General features: G+C 59.0%; 16 protein-coding genes. 3 read left to right on the plus strand and 13 right to left on the minus strand.

The window, feature by feature from the left end; genetic code table 11:
• Positions 1-92 precede the first annotated feature (92 nt).
• The 7 genes from B060_RS0105095 to B060_RS0105125 all read right to left on the minus strand — a co-directional run bounded on the left by B060_RS0105095 (position 93) and on the right by B060_RS0105125 (position 9,780).
• Positions 93-1,070, minus strand: coding sequence for a PhoH family protein (locus B060_RS0105095; RefSeq protein ID WP_018080683.1), 978 nt, complete (start codon positions 1,068-1,070; stop codon positions 93-95).
• Entirely contained in the window at positions 1,070-2,446 is a 1,377-nt protein-coding gene (gene miaB, locus B060_RS0105100) for a tRNA (N6-isopentenyl adenosine(37)-C2)-methylthiotransferase MiaB (RefSeq protein WP_018080684.1), read from the minus strand. The genes B060_RS0105095 and miaB overlap by 1 nt, the downstream gene beginning before the upstream one ends.
• Positions 2,447-2,614: 168 nt before the next feature.
• A complete protein-coding gene (locus B060_RS0105105) occupies positions 2,615-3,028 on the minus strand; it encodes a Fur family transcriptional regulator (RefSeq protein ID WP_018080685.1) in 414 nt (137 codons plus the stop codon).
• A gap of 89 nt (positions 3,029-3,117) precedes the next feature.
• On the minus strand, positions 3,118-3,561 hold the full coding sequence (rimI, locus tag B060_RS0105110; RefSeq protein WP_018080686.1) for a ribosomal protein S18-alanine N-acetyltransferase: 444 nt from the start codon (positions 3,559-3,561) through the stop codon (positions 3,118-3,120).
• Positions 3,558-4,220, minus strand: coding sequence for a tRNA (adenosine(37)-N6)-threonylcarbamoyltransferase complex dimerization subunit type 1 TsaB (gene tsaB / locus B060_RS0105115; protein WP_018080687.1), 663 nt, complete (start codon positions 4,218-4,220; stop codon positions 3,558-3,560). The genes rimI and tsaB overlap by 4 nt, the downstream gene beginning before the upstream one ends.
• A 1-nt stretch (position 4,221) precedes the next feature.
• Positions 4,222-4,788, minus strand: coding sequence for a NifU family protein (locus B060_RS0105120; RefSeq protein WP_018080688.1), 567 nt, complete (start codon positions 4,786-4,788; stop codon positions 4,222-4,224).
• Between the two features lie 105 nt (positions 4,789-4,893).
• Positions 4,894-9,780 (minus strand): NAD-glutamate dehydrogenase, encoded by a 4,887-nt coding sequence (locus tag B060_RS0105125; RefSeq protein WP_018080689.1) that lies wholly within the window; start codon positions 9,778-9,780, stop codon positions 4,894-4,896.
• Between the two features lie 708 nt (positions 9,781-10,488).
• On the opposite strand from B060_RS0105125, the gene B060_RS0105130 reads away from it, so the two are divergent.
• A complete protein-coding gene (locus tag B060_RS0105130) occupies positions 10,489-10,887 on the plus strand; it encodes an MAPEG family protein (protein WP_236621592.1) in 399 nt (132 codons plus the stop codon).
• Between the two features lie 2 nt (positions 10,888-10,889).
• On the opposite strand, the gene B060_RS0105135 is transcribed toward B060_RS0105130, so the two are convergent.
• Positions 10,890-12,020 carry an MltA domain-containing protein gene (locus B060_RS0105135; protein ID WP_236621593.1) on the minus strand — a complete coding sequence of 377 codons (1,131 nt, stop codon included), beginning with the start codon at positions 12,018-12,020 and terminating at the stop codon, positions 10,890-10,892.
• Positions 12,021-12,082: 62 nt separating this feature from the next.
• Entirely contained in the window at positions 12,083-12,820 is a 738-nt protein-coding gene (locus tag B060_RS0105140) for a Tim44/TimA family putative adaptor protein (RefSeq protein ID WP_018080692.1), read from the minus strand.
• A gap of 218 nt (positions 12,821-13,038) precedes the next feature.
• On the opposite strand from B060_RS0105140, the gene secB reads away from it, so the two are divergent.
• Together secB and B060_RS0105150 are read left to right on the plus strand one after the other, a co-directional pair.
• Positions 13,039-13,518, plus strand: coding sequence for a protein-export chaperone SecB (gene secB / locus B060_RS0105145; RefSeq protein WP_018080693.1), 480 nt, complete (start codon positions 13,039-13,041; stop codon positions 13,516-13,518).
• Between the two features lie 228 nt (positions 13,519-13,746).
• Positions 13,747-14,187, plus strand: coding sequence for a response regulator (locus B060_RS0105150; RefSeq protein ID WP_018080694.1), 441 nt, complete (start codon positions 13,747-13,749; stop codon positions 14,185-14,187).
• 3 nt (positions 14,188-14,190) lie between these two features.
• Here B060_RS0105150 and dnaQ read toward each other — a convergent pair whose 3' ends face one another.
• Genes dnaQ through B060_RS0105170 form a run of 4 tightly spaced genes read right to left on the minus strand, consistent with a single transcriptional unit; the run spans position 14,191 to position 16,916 of the window.
• The gene (gene dnaQ, locus B060_RS0105155; protein WP_018080695.1) at positions 14,191-14,880 is read right to left on the minus strand and encodes a DNA polymerase III subunit epsilon; all 690 of its coding nucleotides are present in this window, start codon (positions 14,878-14,880) and stop codon (positions 14,191-14,193) included.
• 13 nt (positions 14,881-14,893) lie between these two features.
• Positions 14,894-15,484, minus strand: a complete 591-nt coding sequence (gene coaE / locus B060_RS0105160) for a dephospho-CoA kinase (RefSeq protein WP_018080696.1) — start codon at positions 15,482-15,484, stop codon at positions 14,894-14,896.
• A complete protein-coding gene (locus B060_RS0105165; RefSeq protein WP_018080697.1) occupies positions 15,481-16,326 on the minus strand; it encodes a shikimate dehydrogenase family protein in 846 nt (281 codons plus the stop codon). Before B060_RS0105165 ends, coaE begins: the two co-directional genes overlap by 4 nt.
• A complete protein-coding gene (locus tag B060_RS0105170; protein WP_018080698.1) occupies positions 16,323-16,916 on the minus strand; it encodes a Maf family protein in 594 nt (197 codons plus the stop codon). The genes B060_RS0105165 and B060_RS0105170 overlap by 4 nt, the downstream gene beginning before the upstream one ends.
• Positions 16,917-16,993 lie beyond the last annotated feature (77 nt).

Here is a 16,993-nt window from a genome sequence, read left to right on the forward strand (position 1 = left end):
TGCGTTCGATGCTCCGCGAGGGCGGGCAAACGTGCCCGGCGCCCGGTTGGGCGCTGGTCGACGACCAAAGTAATCAACTTTTGCCATCTCCATCAGCTCTTAAACTCATTATCATAGGCGCGGACGATGCGCGCCACCAGTTCGTGACGCACGATGTCCTCGGCCTTGAGTTCCGCCTTGCCAACGCCTTCGACCTTATCGAGCAGATGCACGGCATGAACCAGACCGCTGTCGCCACGGTTCGGCAAATCGATCTGCGAAGGGTCGCCGGTGACGACCATTTTCGAGCCTTCGCCCAGGCGGGTCAGGATCATCTTCATCTGCATCCGCGTGGTGTTCTGCGCCTCGTCGATGATGACATAGGCATAGGAAAGCGTGCGACCACGCATATAGGCCAGTGGTGCGACCTCGATTTCCTTGGTCTCGCGCTTCTTGGCCAGGACCTGAGCGCCCAGAATATCATCAAGCGCGCCCCAGATCGGCGTCAGATACGGATCGATCTTCTCATTGAGATCGCCCGGCAGGAAGCCCAGCCGTTCGCCGGCCTCGACCGCCGGACGGGTGATGATCAGCTTATCGACCGCGCCTTTGAGCAACAGCGATACGCCGTGCGCCACGGCCAGGAAGGTCTTGCCGGAACCGGCCGGCCCCAGCGCGAACACCAGATCATTGCGCGCCAGTTCGTGGATATAGGCGGCCTGACCGGCGGTCTTGGCGGCAATGGCGCCGCGACGGCCCATGACAATGGTGTTGCGCTGGTCGAGCGGCACGGAGGGTGCGGATGACGAATGACCCGATTGGCCGGTCAGTTGCGGCTCATTGATCAGGCGTCGCACATCGGCTTCGGCAATATCGACACCCTGATCGTACATGTCCGCCATGGTGGTGATCACGGCTTTCGCCTTCTGGCGCGCACGGGCATCGCCCGAAATGACCAGACCACCGCCCGGCATTTCGACCAGCACCTTGAAGGCACCTTCGATCATGGCGAGGTAGCGCTCAGATGGTCCGACCACGGCCAGCACGCATGGATCGGTCAGATTGATGAAATCGTCCTTGACGGCGGCCATCAGGCAAGCACCTTGAGCAATTCGCCGCGCAGCGAATTGTTGCTGTTGGCGACGATTTTGACTTTATGAATCTGCCCGATCAGATCGGCGGCGTCTTCCACGAATACCGATTGCAGATAGGGTGAGCGGCCGATGGCCTGACCCGCCAGACGGCCCGGTTTTTCAAACAGGATATCGAGCGTCTGGCCGATCAGGTTGGCCTTGAAGGCCTGCTGTTGCTCGATGATCAGGGCCTGCAGGGTTTGCAGGCGCGCATCAGCGACCTCGTCCGGCACCTGACCCGGCATACCGGAGGCGGGCGTACCCGGACGCGGCGAATATTTGAACGAGAAGGCCGAGGCATAACCGACGCGGCGGATCAGATCGAGCGTATCCTCGAAATCCTTGTCGGTCTCACCGGGAAAGCCAACGATGAAATCGCCCGAAAGCGCCAGATCGGGGCGCGCGGCCTTGATACGCTCGATCAAGTCGAAATAGGCCTGACGGCCGTGCTTGCGGTTCATGGCGCGCAGGATCTTGTCCGAGCCGGACTGCACCGGCAGGTGCAGATAGGGCATGACGGCGGGCAGGTCGCGGTGCGCGTCGATCAGATCCTGTCCCATGTCGTTAGGGTGCGAGGTGGTGTAGCGCAGGCGATCAATGCCTTCGATATCGGCCAGCGCGTACATCAGTTTCGCCAGGGTCGATTCCTGACCATCGGCACCCAGACCATTATAGGCGTTGACGTTCTGACCGAGCAGGGTCAGTTCGCGCACGCCTTTGGCGGCCAGGGCTTTCGCTTCATCGAGGATGGACTTGACCGGGCGCGACCACTCGGCGCCGCGCGTATAGGGCACAACGCAGAAGGTGCAGAACTTGTCGCAACCTTCCTGCACGGTGAGGAAGGCGGTGGGGCCGGAGACGGCGCGATCGGCGGCCAAAGAACCTGAAGCAAGCGCGTCAAACTTGGCTTCCGGCGCGAAATCGGCGGAAAGGCGTTCGCCCTTGGTGCGGTGGGCGCGGGCGATCAGTTCGGGAAGTTGGTGATAGGCCTGCGGACCGACGACCAGATCGACGGCCGGGGCGCGGTGCATGATCTCCTGACCCTCGGCCTGGGCTACGCAGCCGGCCACGACGATGGTCATGCGGCCCTCATTGCGCGCTTCTTTTTCCTCACGCATCTCGCGCAGGCGACCAATTTCCGAATAGACCTTCTCGGCAGCCTTCTCGCGGATGTGGCAAGTGTTGAGCAGGACAAGATCGGCCCCCTCGGGCTTGTCCGAAACCTCATAGCCGAGCGGACGCAGGATATCGACCATGCGCTCGCTGTCATAGACGTTCATCTGACAGCCGTAGGTTTTGATGTGGAGCTTTTTGAGGGGGACGTGATCGTTCATCAGGGGGTTATGGTCGTTTGTGGACAGAAATTCAAGGTATGCAGGGGTCGCAGACCCCTACACCCCCTAAGTTATTCGAGAAAACACTAAAAAGCCGGACCCTTTGGCCCGGCTTTTTAGTGTTTATACAAATAGTTTCGAGGTGCAGTTGGCTGTGCCCGTGCAATCTTACTTCTCTTCGCCAATCGGCACGCCATAAAGCTCCAGCTTATGACCGACCAGCTTGTAGCCCAGCTTTTCCGCCAGGGCTTCCTTCATCTTCTCGATTTCCTCATCAAAGAACTCGATCACCGCGCCGGTCTTGATATTGATCAGGTGGTCATGATGCTCGTTGCCGGCTTCTTCGTAGCGCGAACGGCCATCGCCAAAGTCATGACGCTCGACCACACCGGCCTCTTCAAACAGGCGCACGGTGCGATAGACCGTGGCCAGCGAGATATTGGGGTCAACCGCCGCCGCACGATGATACAGCTCCTCGACATCCGGATGATCCTCGGCCGCCGACAGGACACGCGCCACAACCCGACGCTGGTCGGTCATGCGCATACCCTTTTCGATACATTGCCTTTCGATGCGGTCCATGCCGTGACTCCTGAGCGTGCAATCACCCTATAGGGCTGATTTTGCGAGCTATTATTAGTTTAGAAGCGTCGAATGTAAGGTGTTGCGTCTCAGAGCGCAAGCCTAAGAATATGCGCGTCCACCGGGGGTTTGTCCTTACGGCTGTAATAGGCCTTGCGCCGGCCGGTCTTCTTGAAACCGCACGCCTCGTAAAGCCGCAGCGCCGCCGGATTATCAATGGCCACCTCCAGGAAAAGCGACTCGGCGCCCTCTGCTTTCAGGGTCTTGATCACCTGATCGAGCAACATGCGCGCCAGGCCCTGCTTCTGGAAATCCGGATCGGTGGCGATGGTCAGGATCTCGCCCTCGCCGGCCACCACCGTCATCACCACGAAACTGACAATCTCGCCATCGGTCTCGAACACATAGGTGCGGTGGTGCGGCTTGATCAGCAGGTCAGCGAAAACTCCTTCGCTCCAGCCATAGTCGAAACAGCGGGTATGGATATCCTCAAGCTGTTTCGATGGGGCGTCGAGCTGGCGGATGGTTGTCATACGGCGGGTTCATTCAGACTTATAATACCGCGGGTCGAGGCAATGGCATCGGCTTCACGCATATAGAGGGGGGTCAGATCGTCAGAACCCGCATCTAGGGTGAGCACGGAAAGGGCGTCAAGCGATGGCCACGTTTGGGGGAATTCCACCGCCGTAGGCCAGAACTCCGCCAGCAGGCCCGCCGCCGGGCCGGTCAGGATGTCTGTGGGGCTATCGGCGGCAAAAGCGGTTATGGTGTCGGGTGTGTTGAGATCGAGCGTTACCGCAGATCCGCCTTCAAACCTTTGCACATAGACCTGCCCGCGACCGCCATTCACCACCGCCATGCGGCTCTTGCCCAAAAGCTCCGGATGAGAACCCAGCGCCTCGAGCGTGCCGATGCCTTTCAGCGGCACCCCTGCCCCCGCCGCCAATCCCTTGGCGAACGACAAGCCGACGCGCACGCCGGTAAACGACCCGGGTCCGAGCGTCACACCGATCAGGGTCAGGTCTGTGGGCTTAATGCCGGTGGCCGCAAAAGCTTCCATCGCCATGACCGGCAGGCGTTCCTGCTGGCCGCGCGTCATGCCCTCGATGATATGAAACAGACAACCGCTGTCATCGAACAGCCCGAGACCACAGCCGTTCAGCGACGTGTCAATGACGAGACGCAGGCCCAAGCTAGAGGACCTGCTCGATCGACTTCACTTCCGGCACATAGTGTTTCATCAAGCTTTCGACGCCCTGGCGCAGGGTGGCCGAGGACGACGGACAGCCCGAACAGGCGCCGCGCATATGCAGGTAAAGCGTACCGCTATCCATGTCGAAACTGTCAAACTCGATATCGCCGCCATCCTGCGCCACGGCGGGACGGACGCGCGTATCGAGCAGGTCCTTGATTTCGGCGACGATCTGACCGAGTTCGCCTTCATAAACGATGTCGTTTCTCACAGCGGCTTCACGCAGGATCGGTTGGCCGGAGGCGTAGAAGTCCATGATGGCGGCCAGGATCGGCGCCTTCAGTTGTGCCCAGATCAAATCGGAATCCGGCGAGCGCCGCACGGTCAGGAAGTCACTGCCGAAGAACAAACCGGCCACGCCATCAATGGCAAACAGGTTTTCCGCCAGCGGTGATGCGCTGGCATCGTCGGCCGTGCGGAATTCTTTCGTGCCGGTTTCCAGAACGGTCTGGCCAGGCAGGAACTTGATAACGTCCGGGTTTGGGGTGGCTTCGGTCTGGATAAACATGGCAGCGCCTTAAACTGTAACTGCGCTGTAAATGGGCCTAAAGCGATGTCAAAACAAGAGGCATCTTGTGTTGCGGGGTCGAGGGGCCTTGCGACCCCTCGCCTTCTACAACTTCGCGGCCCATTCACGGATCAAGGCATTGACGATGGTCAGCTTGGCGAAGCTCCAGCCACCAGATTCCATATCGGTCATCATCGACTGTAACGGCTCGATCAGCGCCTTGTTTTCGGCTTCCCAGTTCTCGATGATCTGTAATGGGCTTTCCGACGGTGACATGCGCGTCATCATGGCCTTCACCACCGCCTTCTGCTCAGCCAGAACATCCTCGATCAGGCGACGGGTAGCGATACGGTCCCATGGATCACTCGACGCCAGATTACCGGCGCCAACCTGCAGACTGTCAAAGCCGAAGCGTTCACCCGTCAGGGCGTAAAGTTCCAGTGTCCGGTCGAGCGGCTTCTTCTTCTCCGCCGCCAGATCGATAACATCACCGACATGATGGCAGGCGCTCAAGGCTGTAATGCGCGTGGCCAGATCAACCGGGCAACCCAGGGCTTCCAGCTCGGCGACGCGCACAGCCACCCGCGCTTTCGTCGGGCCGCTCAAGGGCGCCGATCCTTGCGCGATCACACCTTTGATGCCCTCGGCATAGGGTTTGAGCATGGCCGCCAAATCGTGTGCCAAATCATGCGAGTGTCCGGAGAAGCGGCGCGCCATCCAATAGGTCTGGTGACGGACAAAGGTCGACAGGTCGTTATAGAGCGCCGTTTGCGCGGCGGCCGGAATACGGTTGTCGAGTGCGCTCACCTCGCCCCACAGGCTATGGATATCGAAAAGCTGACGCGTGGCCTCGAAGGCCAGCACCATGGCGGTGGTATCAACGCCGGCGCTTCGGGTCAGGCGCATGGCGAAGCTCGGCCCGGCGATATTGACGATCGTGTTGCTCAGCACTGTGGCGATGATTTCGCGCTGCAGACGGTGTTTGCGGATGGCATCGACATAGCCATGTAGCGCCGGCGGGAAATAGCCGATCAGGACGGGTTCGAATCCGGTATCATCCGGCGCCGTGCCCGCCACGATGTCATCGAACAGCACCAGCTTGGCATAGGCGGTGATGACGGCCAGTTCCGGACGATAAAGCCCGTGATGACCGGCCTTGCGGGCTTCGAGCGCCGAATTGGACGGCAAGCCTTCAACCTTCCGATCAAGACGGTCGCGCTTTTCCAGACCCGACATAAAGGCCTGTTGCGCGGTATTGTCCGCCGCCGAGGTCGCTTCCTGCAACGAAAGCGCCAGGGTCTGATCGTAATTGTGCTTCAAGACATGGCGCGCCACATCGTCGGTCATGCTGGCCAGAAGCGCATCACGGTCTTCGGCCTTGAGCTTGTTTGAGGCGATCACCTGGCTAAGCAGGATCTTGATATTGACCTCGTGGTCGGAGCAATCGACGCCAGCCGAATTATCAATGGCGTCGGTATTGAGTCGCACGCCGGATTCGGCGCAGGAAATGCGTCCGGCCTGAGTGATGCCGAGATTGGCACCCTCACCGATCACCTTGGCCCGGACCTCAGGGCCGTCGATGCGGATAGCGTCATTGGCCTTATCGCCAACATCAAGATGGGCTTGCGCCGGCGCCTTGATATAGGTGCCGATGCCGCCGAAATAGAGAAGTTCGACGCGCGCTTTCAGGATGGCCTGCATCAGCTCGAACGGCGACACTTCGTTGGCGTCGAGATCGAGCAGGGCCTTGATTTCCGGCGATAGCGGGATCGATTTCTGGCTGCGCGGGAAGACGCCGCCGCCCTTCGAGATCAGCTCTTTATTATAATCCTGCCAGCTTGAGCGCGGCAGGGCGAACATGCGCTCACGCTCGGCAAAGGCTTTCGCTGCATCGGGGTTAGGGTCGATGAAGATATCGCGGTGATCGAAGGCGGCCACCAGCAGGGTTTCCTTCGACAGCAACATGCCGTTGCCGAAGACATCGCCAGACATATCACCGACGCCGGCCACGGTGAAGGCTTCGGTCTGGATATCTTTTCCGATTTCCCGGAAGTGACGTTTGACCGCTTCCCACGCGCCCTTGGCGGTGATGCCCATCGCCTTGTGGTCATAGCCCACCGAACCACCGGAGGCGAAGGCGTCGCCCAGCCAGAAATTGTAGTCGGCCGAGACGCCGTTGGCGATATCGGAGAAGGTGGCCGTGCCCTTGTCGGCAGCGACGACCAGATACGGATCGGGATCATCCCAGCGGATGACATCAACCGGCGGCACAATAGTGCCCTTCGCGTCGAGATTGTCCGTCAGGTCGAGCAGGCCGGAAAGGAAGGTTTTGTAAGCGAGGATGGCGGCGTTCTTCACCTCGTCGGGCGTGCCGCTTTTCGGCAGTTTCTTCGGGAAGAAGCCGCCTTTGGAACCGACCGGCACGATGACCGCGTTCTTGACCTGCTGCGCCTTGACCAGACCCAGCACCTCGGTGCGGAAATCGTCCTTGCGGTCGGACCAGCGTAAACCGCCGCGCGCCACCGGCCCGAAACGCAGGTGGACGCCTTCGACACCCGGCGACCAGATGAAGATTTCGCGGTAGGGCTTGGGCTCAGGCAAATCTGCCAGCTCGCGGCTGGCGATCTTGAAGGAGATATAGGCCTTATCCTGATTATTCGCGTTTTTCTGGAAATAATTGGTGCGACGCATGGCACCGATCAGCGCGGCCAGGCGGCGCAGGACGCGGTCATGATCGAGACTGGCGACCTTTTGCAGCAGGGTTTCGATTTCGCCCTTCGCCGCTTCGACAGCGGTCAGGCGCAGCTTGGCATCGCCGCAATCGAGAGCAAATTTGGCATTGAAAAGCGTCAGAAGCGCTTCGACCACCTCTGGATTATCGCGCAGGGCGGCCTGCTGGATTTCCGGGCTCGGATCAAGGCCGGACTGGACGCGGTAACGGCAGAAAGCGCGCAGCAGCGCCACTTCGCGCCACGACTGGCCGGTCAGGGCCAAAGCATTGAAGCCATCGTCTTCGGTCTTGCCGTACCACAGGGCCAACAGGGTCTGCTCAAATTCGGTCTTGAAGGTCTTGAATTCACTGGCGTGGCCACGCGGTAATTTCAGGATAAACTCATGCACCCAATAGGTGCCAATGTCCTTCGAGCGAACGTGATAGCCGTATTCTTCCAGCGTCTTGATGCCCATATTGCCAAGCACCGGCAGGATATCCGACAGCGGAATGGCCTTTTCGGCACGGGTGTAAAGCTTGAAGCAGAAATGGTTCTCTTCGTCTTCCATCCGCTGATAGGCGCGCACATTGACCGGCGCTTCGATCGAAAGACCGTTGAGATAGGCTGTATCGGTAACCGCCTCGCCGGTGGTGTAGCGCTCCTGATAACCGGCGGGGAAAGCCTCGGCCCAAAGCATCCAGTCGATACCGGTGTGCGGCTGATCGAGCGTTTCCAGAATGCCGGTGTTTTCAACAAGAGCCTCGACCTTTTGCGGCCATGAGCGCGTGATGTTCTCGATATCGGCTTCAACATCCGTGACATTCGGATCGAAGTGATCGCCGGGGGTGACGCCAATGATATAGTGGATACAGCTCAGCAGCGAGTCGCTGATATAGGCGTAGGAGGCCGAGACCCGTCCGCACCAGGCGGCGGCCAGGATTTCACCGGCCTGTTTTTGCATCTGCGACTGATAGATTTCACGCGGCATATAGAGCATGACCGAAACGAAACGATCGAACGGATCGACGCGCGTGAACAGCTTGACGCGCGGGCGGTCAGACAGATGCAGGATACCGCGGGCGATGCGCAGCAGGTCGTGTTCCGTCATCTGGAACAGTTCGTCGCGCGGATAGGTCTCGACGATATTCTTCAGGCGCTTTTCATTGTAGCCGCCTTGAAGGCCAAGCGCCGCCGCTTCGTGCAGCACATGCTCGGCCTTTTTACGGATCAACGGCACTTCAAACGCCGGGCGATCATAGGCCTCGCTTGTGAACAGGCCGACGAAGCGGACCTCACCGGAAGGCTTGCCGTCGGCGCCGTAACGCTTGATGCCGATATAGTCCATATAGATGCGACGGTGGACGCGTGATTTGAGATTGGCCTTGGCCACGGTCACCGGCTCGGAGGTGCGCAACTGGCTCATCAGCTGCTCGCTGAGGACCGCCGGTTCACTCGAACGACGCAGCACGGTACGACCGGAATCGCGCAGCACGCCGAAACCTTCCTGCATCTGATTCAGCGGTTCTTCGCGGGCATAGTCGCCACCGCTTTCACGCGGATAGGCGTAGCCACGTGCGCCCAGGAAGACGAAATGGTTCTGATCGATCCAGCGCAGGAAGGCGAGGTTTTCGTCCAGAGTCGCTGCCTCGATGGCGCCATTGCCGCGCTGTTTTTCAAGCGCCACGATCTCCTCGGCCATCAACTTCTGCATACGCGGGAAATCGCGCACGGCCAGTTTCAGGTCGTTCAGGCTCTGATCTATGCCTTCGATGATCTGCTTGTGGCGCTCAGCACTTTGACGCTCGATAAAGACGAGCATCATCGATTCTTTGACATCATCGCCGGTTTTGACGCGCTTACCGTCGAAATCACGATGCAGCGTAATGACCGGATGGAACATCGAGCGGATGGACAGGCCCTGATCGATCAGTTCGCCCATAACGGTTTCGACGATGAACGGCGAGTCGGGCTGGACCATCTCGATGACATCATAGGCCGTCGGCTGGCCCTTGCTGTCGAGCACAGGCGTCACGCGTCGCAGGGTCTGCGCGCCATCGCGCTTTTCGGCATAGGCCCAGAAGCCCGCGATCACCCGGTCAAGGTCGGCGTCGGCGATATCGGCCAGTTCATCAACGTCGAAATCTTCCAGGATCTGAGTCAGGAAAGCTTTTTCGCTGTCGTCAAGCCTGAGAAAATCCCTGGCCCCCCGATCGAGCAGAAACGCTTTGGTCAGCGCGTCCTTGGAGGGGGATTGGCTTTCGCCGGGCTTGAAATCGTCCATGTGCGTGTTTCCACTTGATCCTGACCGCGGTATCGGGTGGCACCGAACCACAGTTCGTTATGTTTACCCGACTTCCGGGTTCTGACTATGCGGCGCAATGTTTAACAAATGGCCATTACGGATTCACTACAAACTTACAAATGAAACCGACTTTGTGATCACTTTTTTCGCACTCCCTGCTGGCGCCCCCGATGTCAGGCTTGCGCCGCTTAGGCGGCAGGCCCAGTCGAGCTCGTGGCCGTGCTCGCCAAACCTCCTGAAGAGGTTAGAATTCTCATGAATTGAATCAGCAAAAAGCCGCCAGTCCGGCGGGGAACTGGCGGCTCGGACGTAAAAGCCTCTTTATGGGGGGAAGGGGCTTTTACGACTCCGTTTTTTGCAGCGCGCCCGGGCGGTAAGCCTGATGTACGCGCCATGGCCGGTAAGAACCGCGCCAATCGTCTTTGACCTTTTGCCGCATGAAACCGAGCCGGGCATAGCTCGAATCCAGCGGATTGACCCGTGAGAGAGACGCGAGCCAATGCCTGAATTTCTAACACCTTGCGTGACTCGTGGCCAGTGCCACTCGCATCACAGTTGTGTGCGCAACATGTGTCAATCTGTGTTCAGGCATCCTAAAAATCATCGTTAAAATTTGACACTAACGCACCGTTATTCAATATTATCTTAGCATTTCAGGCGCAGTATGGCGGCGTTATGATACAACCCGTGCTCGCCCTTATCGCCTGGTCGATGATCATGCTTGTCTGGCTCTATGTCCGCAGGCTGCCCGCCCTTGTGCGTTATGCGATCTCGGAAGCGCGCCCGCAAAGCAGCAATGTGGAGCGCCGCCTGCCGCCGCAGGTGCAATGGCCCGCCGACAATTATAACAATCTGATGGAACAGCCGACGCTCTTCTATGCCCTGTGCCTCGGCATCTACCTAAGCGGCCTGTCCAATCCTAATCTCGAATACCTGGCCTGGCTTTATGTCGCCCTGCGCGTCATCCATTCGCTGGTGCAGGTGATCGCCAACATCACCATCATTCGCTTCTGCCTGTTCCTGGCCAGCTCTGCGGTTTTGGGTCTGTTGTGCATCCAGGCCGTCTGGATCGGTTTCGGGCTTTAGGGTTAGTTCCCGAAACTATCCTTGCCGGTATAGGGCACGATCCGCCACATCCTCAGCTCGTGCTTGATACGACCGGCTTCGGTGCCGGCGCGCTTGCCGTGACCCACATAGAGATCGGCGCGGACCTTGCCCTTGATGGCGCCGCCGGTGTCGAGCGCCGCCACCATGCGCTGATATTCCGGAAAAGCTTCCCTTAGCGTACCCGCATTGGCGTCGAGCCAGAACAGATCGCCGAGATCATTATGCGCCGGGTCAACCGCGATAGCCGAACCCGGCGGCAGCGAAAGCCCCGACGCCCCGACCGGCTCGGTGACATCGGGCTGGATAGCGAAGAAGCCATAACGCGGGTTGGCGTTCATGATCTCGGTGGCTTGCGGCCCGCGATGATCGGCCAGCCAGGTGTGGATGGCGTCACCCGACGTTTGGTTCTTTTCCATGATGCCGCGTTCGCTCAGCACCTTGGCGATGCCGACAAAAGGCCAGCCGTTATCGGCGGCATAGGCGGCATAGACGCGGCTGCCATCGGGCAAATCGAGAAAGCCCGATCCCTGCAACTGCATGAAGAAATAGTCTTCCGGCCGCATATAGTAGGTGACGCCGTTATAGGTGGTGTCAGCCGGCAGGGCCTCGATCTCCGCCCGCGTATAGTAGGGCACGTACAGTTCGCCCACCTTGCGCGCCGCCACCTTTGCCGCTCTCGATGGCGGCGTGAGCTGCGAACCCGGCACCACGACCAGGTCGGCCGGCTTTGGCCGCACCGGCTGCGAGAATTCAGCATCCTGCGTATGACGCGCGTCATAATCCGGCACGAAATAGCCCGTCATCAGGCCCTTGTCGTTATCGTAATCGACTTCGATCTGCAGGTGGGCGTTGAGAAACGCCAGCACCTGATCCGGGGTATGAAACTCCTGCGCCTTCATGGCGTCACAGACCGGCGCGTACTGACGACCCTTCTTATACAGGCAGGTCGCACGCAGCGCTTCCAGCGCAATAAACGGATCGGTCTTGTTCCAGCCCGGCAGGGTGGACAGCCGCAAATGTTCCGGCACCGGCGTCGGGTAATAGACCGGCGGGGTTTGCGGGCCGGCAGGTGTCACCGGCGGCTTCGGGGTGGTCACCACAGGTGACGTCACTGGGCTTTCGGCGCAGGCGGAAAGCAAAAGCGCCAAAGATAGCGCAGCCGTAAATCCTAGCCTCACGCCTTGGCCGCCTCTACCTTGGTCAGGAGCCACGGGGTGTTGGGGGATTTCAGGCCCTTCTGGAACGTCCAGTATTCTGCGGTGCGCTTATAGGTCTTGTGCGGCACGAAGGGTTCGACCTTGGCGGGCCTTTCCACTTTCGGCTCGACCTTTTTCGCACGGGTCTTCTTGACCGGTTCCACCGTTGGGGCCGGCGTTTCGACGACCGCAGTCTCTACCAGCTCAGGTGTTGCGGCCGGCATCGGGTCTTCATAAACCAGTTCGGACAGGAAGCGCACGCGGATCTGCGCCACATCTTCCTTGAACTCTATGGTATCGATATCGGTCTTCGGGGTATCGACAAAGCTGAGCGTATTGGCCGGCGGCGCCGTGCGCGCCTGAACCGCCTGGCTGAAGCTTGTCATGACCTTATCAGACAGCTTATCCTTCACAGCATCGAGCTCGCCCTTGTGGAAGGCGACCACGACCTGCTCATAGGTTTCACGCGCCTTTTCAAGGAAATTGATCTCGTTGAAATTGGCGTCGCGTGTTTTGAGGTTTTCCAGATTGGGCAGGCGCGGACCTTCGACAGCGCGCTCAGCCCGGGCACCCAGCTCCATACTCTCTTCGGTCTTGGGTGTTGCAGCCTTTTCATCGGCACGAAAACCCACCTTGCGACCAAGCACATTGTACAGGTTGACCAGGATCACCACCGCGACAACGGCAAAAATAACAAGGGGAATGACATCGTTCACGGCTAGTCTCTTTGATTTCCAGACCCCGGATAAATTCCGTAGGGCTTTTTGACGTTCAGGTCGCTTAAAACATGCGTACCCTCAACTATATAGGATAAGTTTCGCGAAGTGGAACTCTTCGTTTGATTGCTTAAAATTTTCTTATCTGTTAGCAGCGTTTTTACACATGTCCGGAAGGCCGCCGTTTCGCCTCCGACAAATGACCGGAGCTTTAGTTTATGACCGATATCAATGCTGCGCCAGAGCAGCCGCCCGTTCCGCAAATGCAGGTCCTGGCCCAATTTACCCGCGATTTCTCGTTCGAAAACCCGCGCGCGCCGAACTCGCTGCGCATGGATTCGCGCCCAGAAGTCGATCTCGGCGTCGAAATGAGCGCCAAGGGCCGTCCCGATGGCCTGTTTGAAGTCGACATCAAGCTGACGGTCAAGGCCTCGACGCCCGACGGCCCGATGTTCGCCATCGAACTGGTCTATGGCGGCCTGTTCCAGCTTGGCAACATCCCCGAGCAGATGATCGAGCCGACCCTCTTGGTCGAATGCCCGCGCTATCTCTTCCCGTTCGCCCGCCGCATCATCGCCGATGCGACCGCCGACGGTGGCTTCACCCCGCCCTTCTATCTCGAACCGATCGATTTCGGCGCACTCTACGTGGCGCAAAAGGGCAATATCCAATCTCAGCAAACGGTTGGGCAAGCTTAAGCTTGCTCAACAGTTTGCATTTTATGTAAGAGATACCTCACAAAGGCTCGGGCGGGCAGTCGCCCTAGCCAAACCTTTAGGTTTGGAATTCGAGTTTGTGAGCTGAGTCGAAGCCCGGTGGAAACACCGGGCTTTTCTGTTAAAGCCACAGCGATTTTTTATTTCGTTCCGGCTAGAGAAGCGCCGCGCCAATATCCCTGTTCGCCAAGCCTGATTTACCGTAGCCTTATGTTGCCTGTCCCAGATTCCAAGTTAGCTTCCAAGCCAGCCGCCCTGCCCTTGCGCGTCCTCGTGGTTGACGACAATGAAGCTTCCGCCATGACCCTGCACTGGGCCGTCGAGCTTCTCGGCGATGACGTGCGCAGTTGCTATGACGGTAAAAGCGCCCTGAAACTCGCCGCAGACTTCAAGCCCGATGTCGTTCTGCTCGATATCGGCATGCCCCGTATGGATGGCATCGAGGTTTGTGCCCGCCTGCGCGCCATGCCTGATCTCGCACACGTCAAGATTATTGCCCAGACCGGCTGGGGCGATGACGAGATGCGTCAGCGCACCAAAGAAGCCGGCTTCGACCTGCATCTGGTCAAACCCGTCAATATGCACGTCATGGAAGATATGTTGTGGCTATTGCGCCTGGGCGCCAGCAAGCGCCCAGAACATGCCGCATGACGCTTAAGCCCAAAGTGTTCTTTCTTTGAGATACTTCTTCACGAAAGCCTCGTGCGCCTCGGCTTCCGCTGACGTTATGCGCGAAGCCAGCGGACGCGGACGCGCACCATAGCTGACGTGATTAGCGCTTTGGGCGGCGGCAGCGCGCGCACCAACCATTTCGAGATCAAGCCCGCGTTCTTTTCCGCCAAGTAATTCGAGATAGACACTGGCCAGCAGACGCGCATCGATCAGGGCGCCGTGGAGATCGCGTTCGGCCAGCGAAATATTGAAGCGCCGGCACAGGGCATCGAGCGAATTGGCGGCGCCGGGGAATTTCAGACGCGCCATTTCCAGCGTATCGATCCACTGTTCTGTCGGCGGCGGCATCCGGCTTTGGCGCTCCAGCTCCATATTGATAAAGCCGCGGTCGAAGGACGCATTGTGCGCGATGATCTTGCGATCGCCAATAAACTCCAGCATTTCGTCAATAATGGCGGCGAACTTAGGCTTACCGCGCACCATGTCGTTGGTGATACCGTGGATACGGATGGCGTCCGGCTCGATCTCGCGTTCCGGATCGATAAAGCGGTGAAAGGTCCGCCCGGTCGGCAGCAGATCCTCGATCTCGATGCAGCCGATTTCGATCAGGCGGTGACCTTTTCTGTGGTCAATGCCGGTGGTTTCGGTGTCGAGTACGATTTCTAAAGCCATGTCTCTGTTTGGCTTAAGCCGGGGTATTTTGTAAAGAGGCGATGATCGCCCGAACGGCATCGCGGCAGTCATCCAGACTTTTGGACGTGTCGATCACGAAATCCGCTCGCGCACGTTTTTCCGCATCGGGCATCTGGCGCGCCAGTATGGCCTCGAACTTCGCCTCGGTCATGCCGGCGCGTGCCAGCACGCGCGCCGCCTGAACATCGGCCGGCGCGCTCACCACCAGAACCTTGTCGAGATAAGCTTCCGCGCCCGTTTCATATAGCAGAGGAATATCGGCCACGCTCAGCGGTGCGTCAGCGTGGGCCTTGAGGAATTGGTTGCGATCATCAACCGTGACCGGATGGACGATCGCGTTTAAGCGCTCGAACTGCGCCGCCTCACCTTTCAATGCCGCTGACAGCTTGACCCGATCAACCACGCCATCGCTCAGCACATCGCCAAAGGCATCTCGCAGTTGCGATTTCAGCGTGTCGGATTCGGCATAAAGCCTGTGTACGGCCAGGTCGGCATCCCATACCGGCACGCCCTCATCGGCAAACATCGCCGCGATGGTCGATTTTCCCATGCCGATCGAGCCGGTCAGGCCAAGCTTGATCACGCTGTCTCTCCCCGGAATTTCAGCGCCAGATCACGGATATCGAAAGCGGCGTGCGGCAAGACGCCATAAAACGCCTGAAAGCTGGGCCGCGCCTGTTCGATCAGCATTTCCAACCCGTCGACCGTAGTCATGCCGTGCGCTTCGGCGGCCTTGAGCCAGTTGGTTTTGAGCGGACGATAGGTCATGTCCATAGCGGCGGCGCTTTTATCCATGGTTTCAAACAATGGCAGGGGTCCGCCCGACGCGGCATTGATCACGGCAACAGCGCCTTTGAAGGCAACATCGACATTTGACAGCTCGAACGCGGTGACGCCGGTCTTGAAGGCGAACACCAGTTCTTCGGCACGCGCCAGGGTGCGGTTGACGATGCGCACTTCTGGACAGCCGGCATCACGCAGGGCAGCGACGGCGGCGCGGGTGGCGCCCCCTGCCCCCATAATCACCACCGGCCCGGCCGACAGATCGCAGGTTGGCGCCTGATGTTTGAAAGCACTGATCAGGCCATGACCATCGGTCGAATCGGCATGGACATAGCCGTCCTCATCGAAGGTCAGCAGATTGGCCGAGCCGCAATCGCGGGCAATATCCGAGGCGGTGTCTGCCAGACGCAGCGCATCCGCCTTGAAAGGCGCGGTGATGTTCAAACCTTTGATACCATTGGAGCGGCAGGACATGATCAACCGCTCGAAACCGTGCTCATCCTTGGGCGAAAACGGCGCATAGACGCCATTAAGGCCAAGATCGCGCAGCCAGGCCGTATGCAGGAACGGACTTAAGGAGTGATGGACCGGCTGGCCGACGATGCCGGCGACCATGGCCGCGCCTGTGGGGAGGTTCTTCATGCTGTGATCACCTTCATATTGCGCAACTGAGCCAAAAGCGGCAGCAAAGGCAGGCCCAGGACGGTAAAATAATCACCGCGAATGGCCTCGAACAGGTGCACGCCGGTATTTTCAAGCTGATAGCAGCCGACGCTCGAGAGAATCTTGTCGCCGGATTCGGCCAGATAGGTATCGATAAAGTCGTCGCTCAGGTGGCGGACGGTCATTTCAGCGGTTTCGACGTGTGACCATACCAGATGGCCATTTTCCGCCAGCGCCATACCCGCGTGGAGATAATGGGTCTGACCGCTCATGCGTTTGAGCAATACCCTCGCCTCGTCCATATCGTGCGACTTGCTAATCAGGTCTTTTTCCAGTTGCAGCACCTGATCGCCGCCGAGCACCAGACCGGAGTTTGTGGCGGATACATGCAGGGCCTTTGACTCGGCCAGCCGCACGGCGACCGATTTCGGACTGTGCCCACGCAGCAGATATTCATCCTTGAGCGCGTCCTCATCGAGATGCGCGGGAATCTTACTGTGGGTGATGGCGGCACCGGTCAGGAGCGCGGAACGGGAGGCGGAGGCGGAAGCGAGGATAATCTGGGTCATGAGGGTCTTTGAAGTTGCAGGGGCTGGGGCCCCTGCACCCCATAACCGGACAGAGGTTACTTACATGAATAATCAAA

This window comes from Asticcacaulis benevestitus DSM 16100 = ATCC BAA-896 (assembly GCF_000376105.1).
GTDB classification, from domain to species: Bacteria; Pseudomonadota; Alphaproteobacteria; order Caulobacterales; family Caulobacteraceae; genus Asticcacaulis; species Asticcacaulis benevestitus.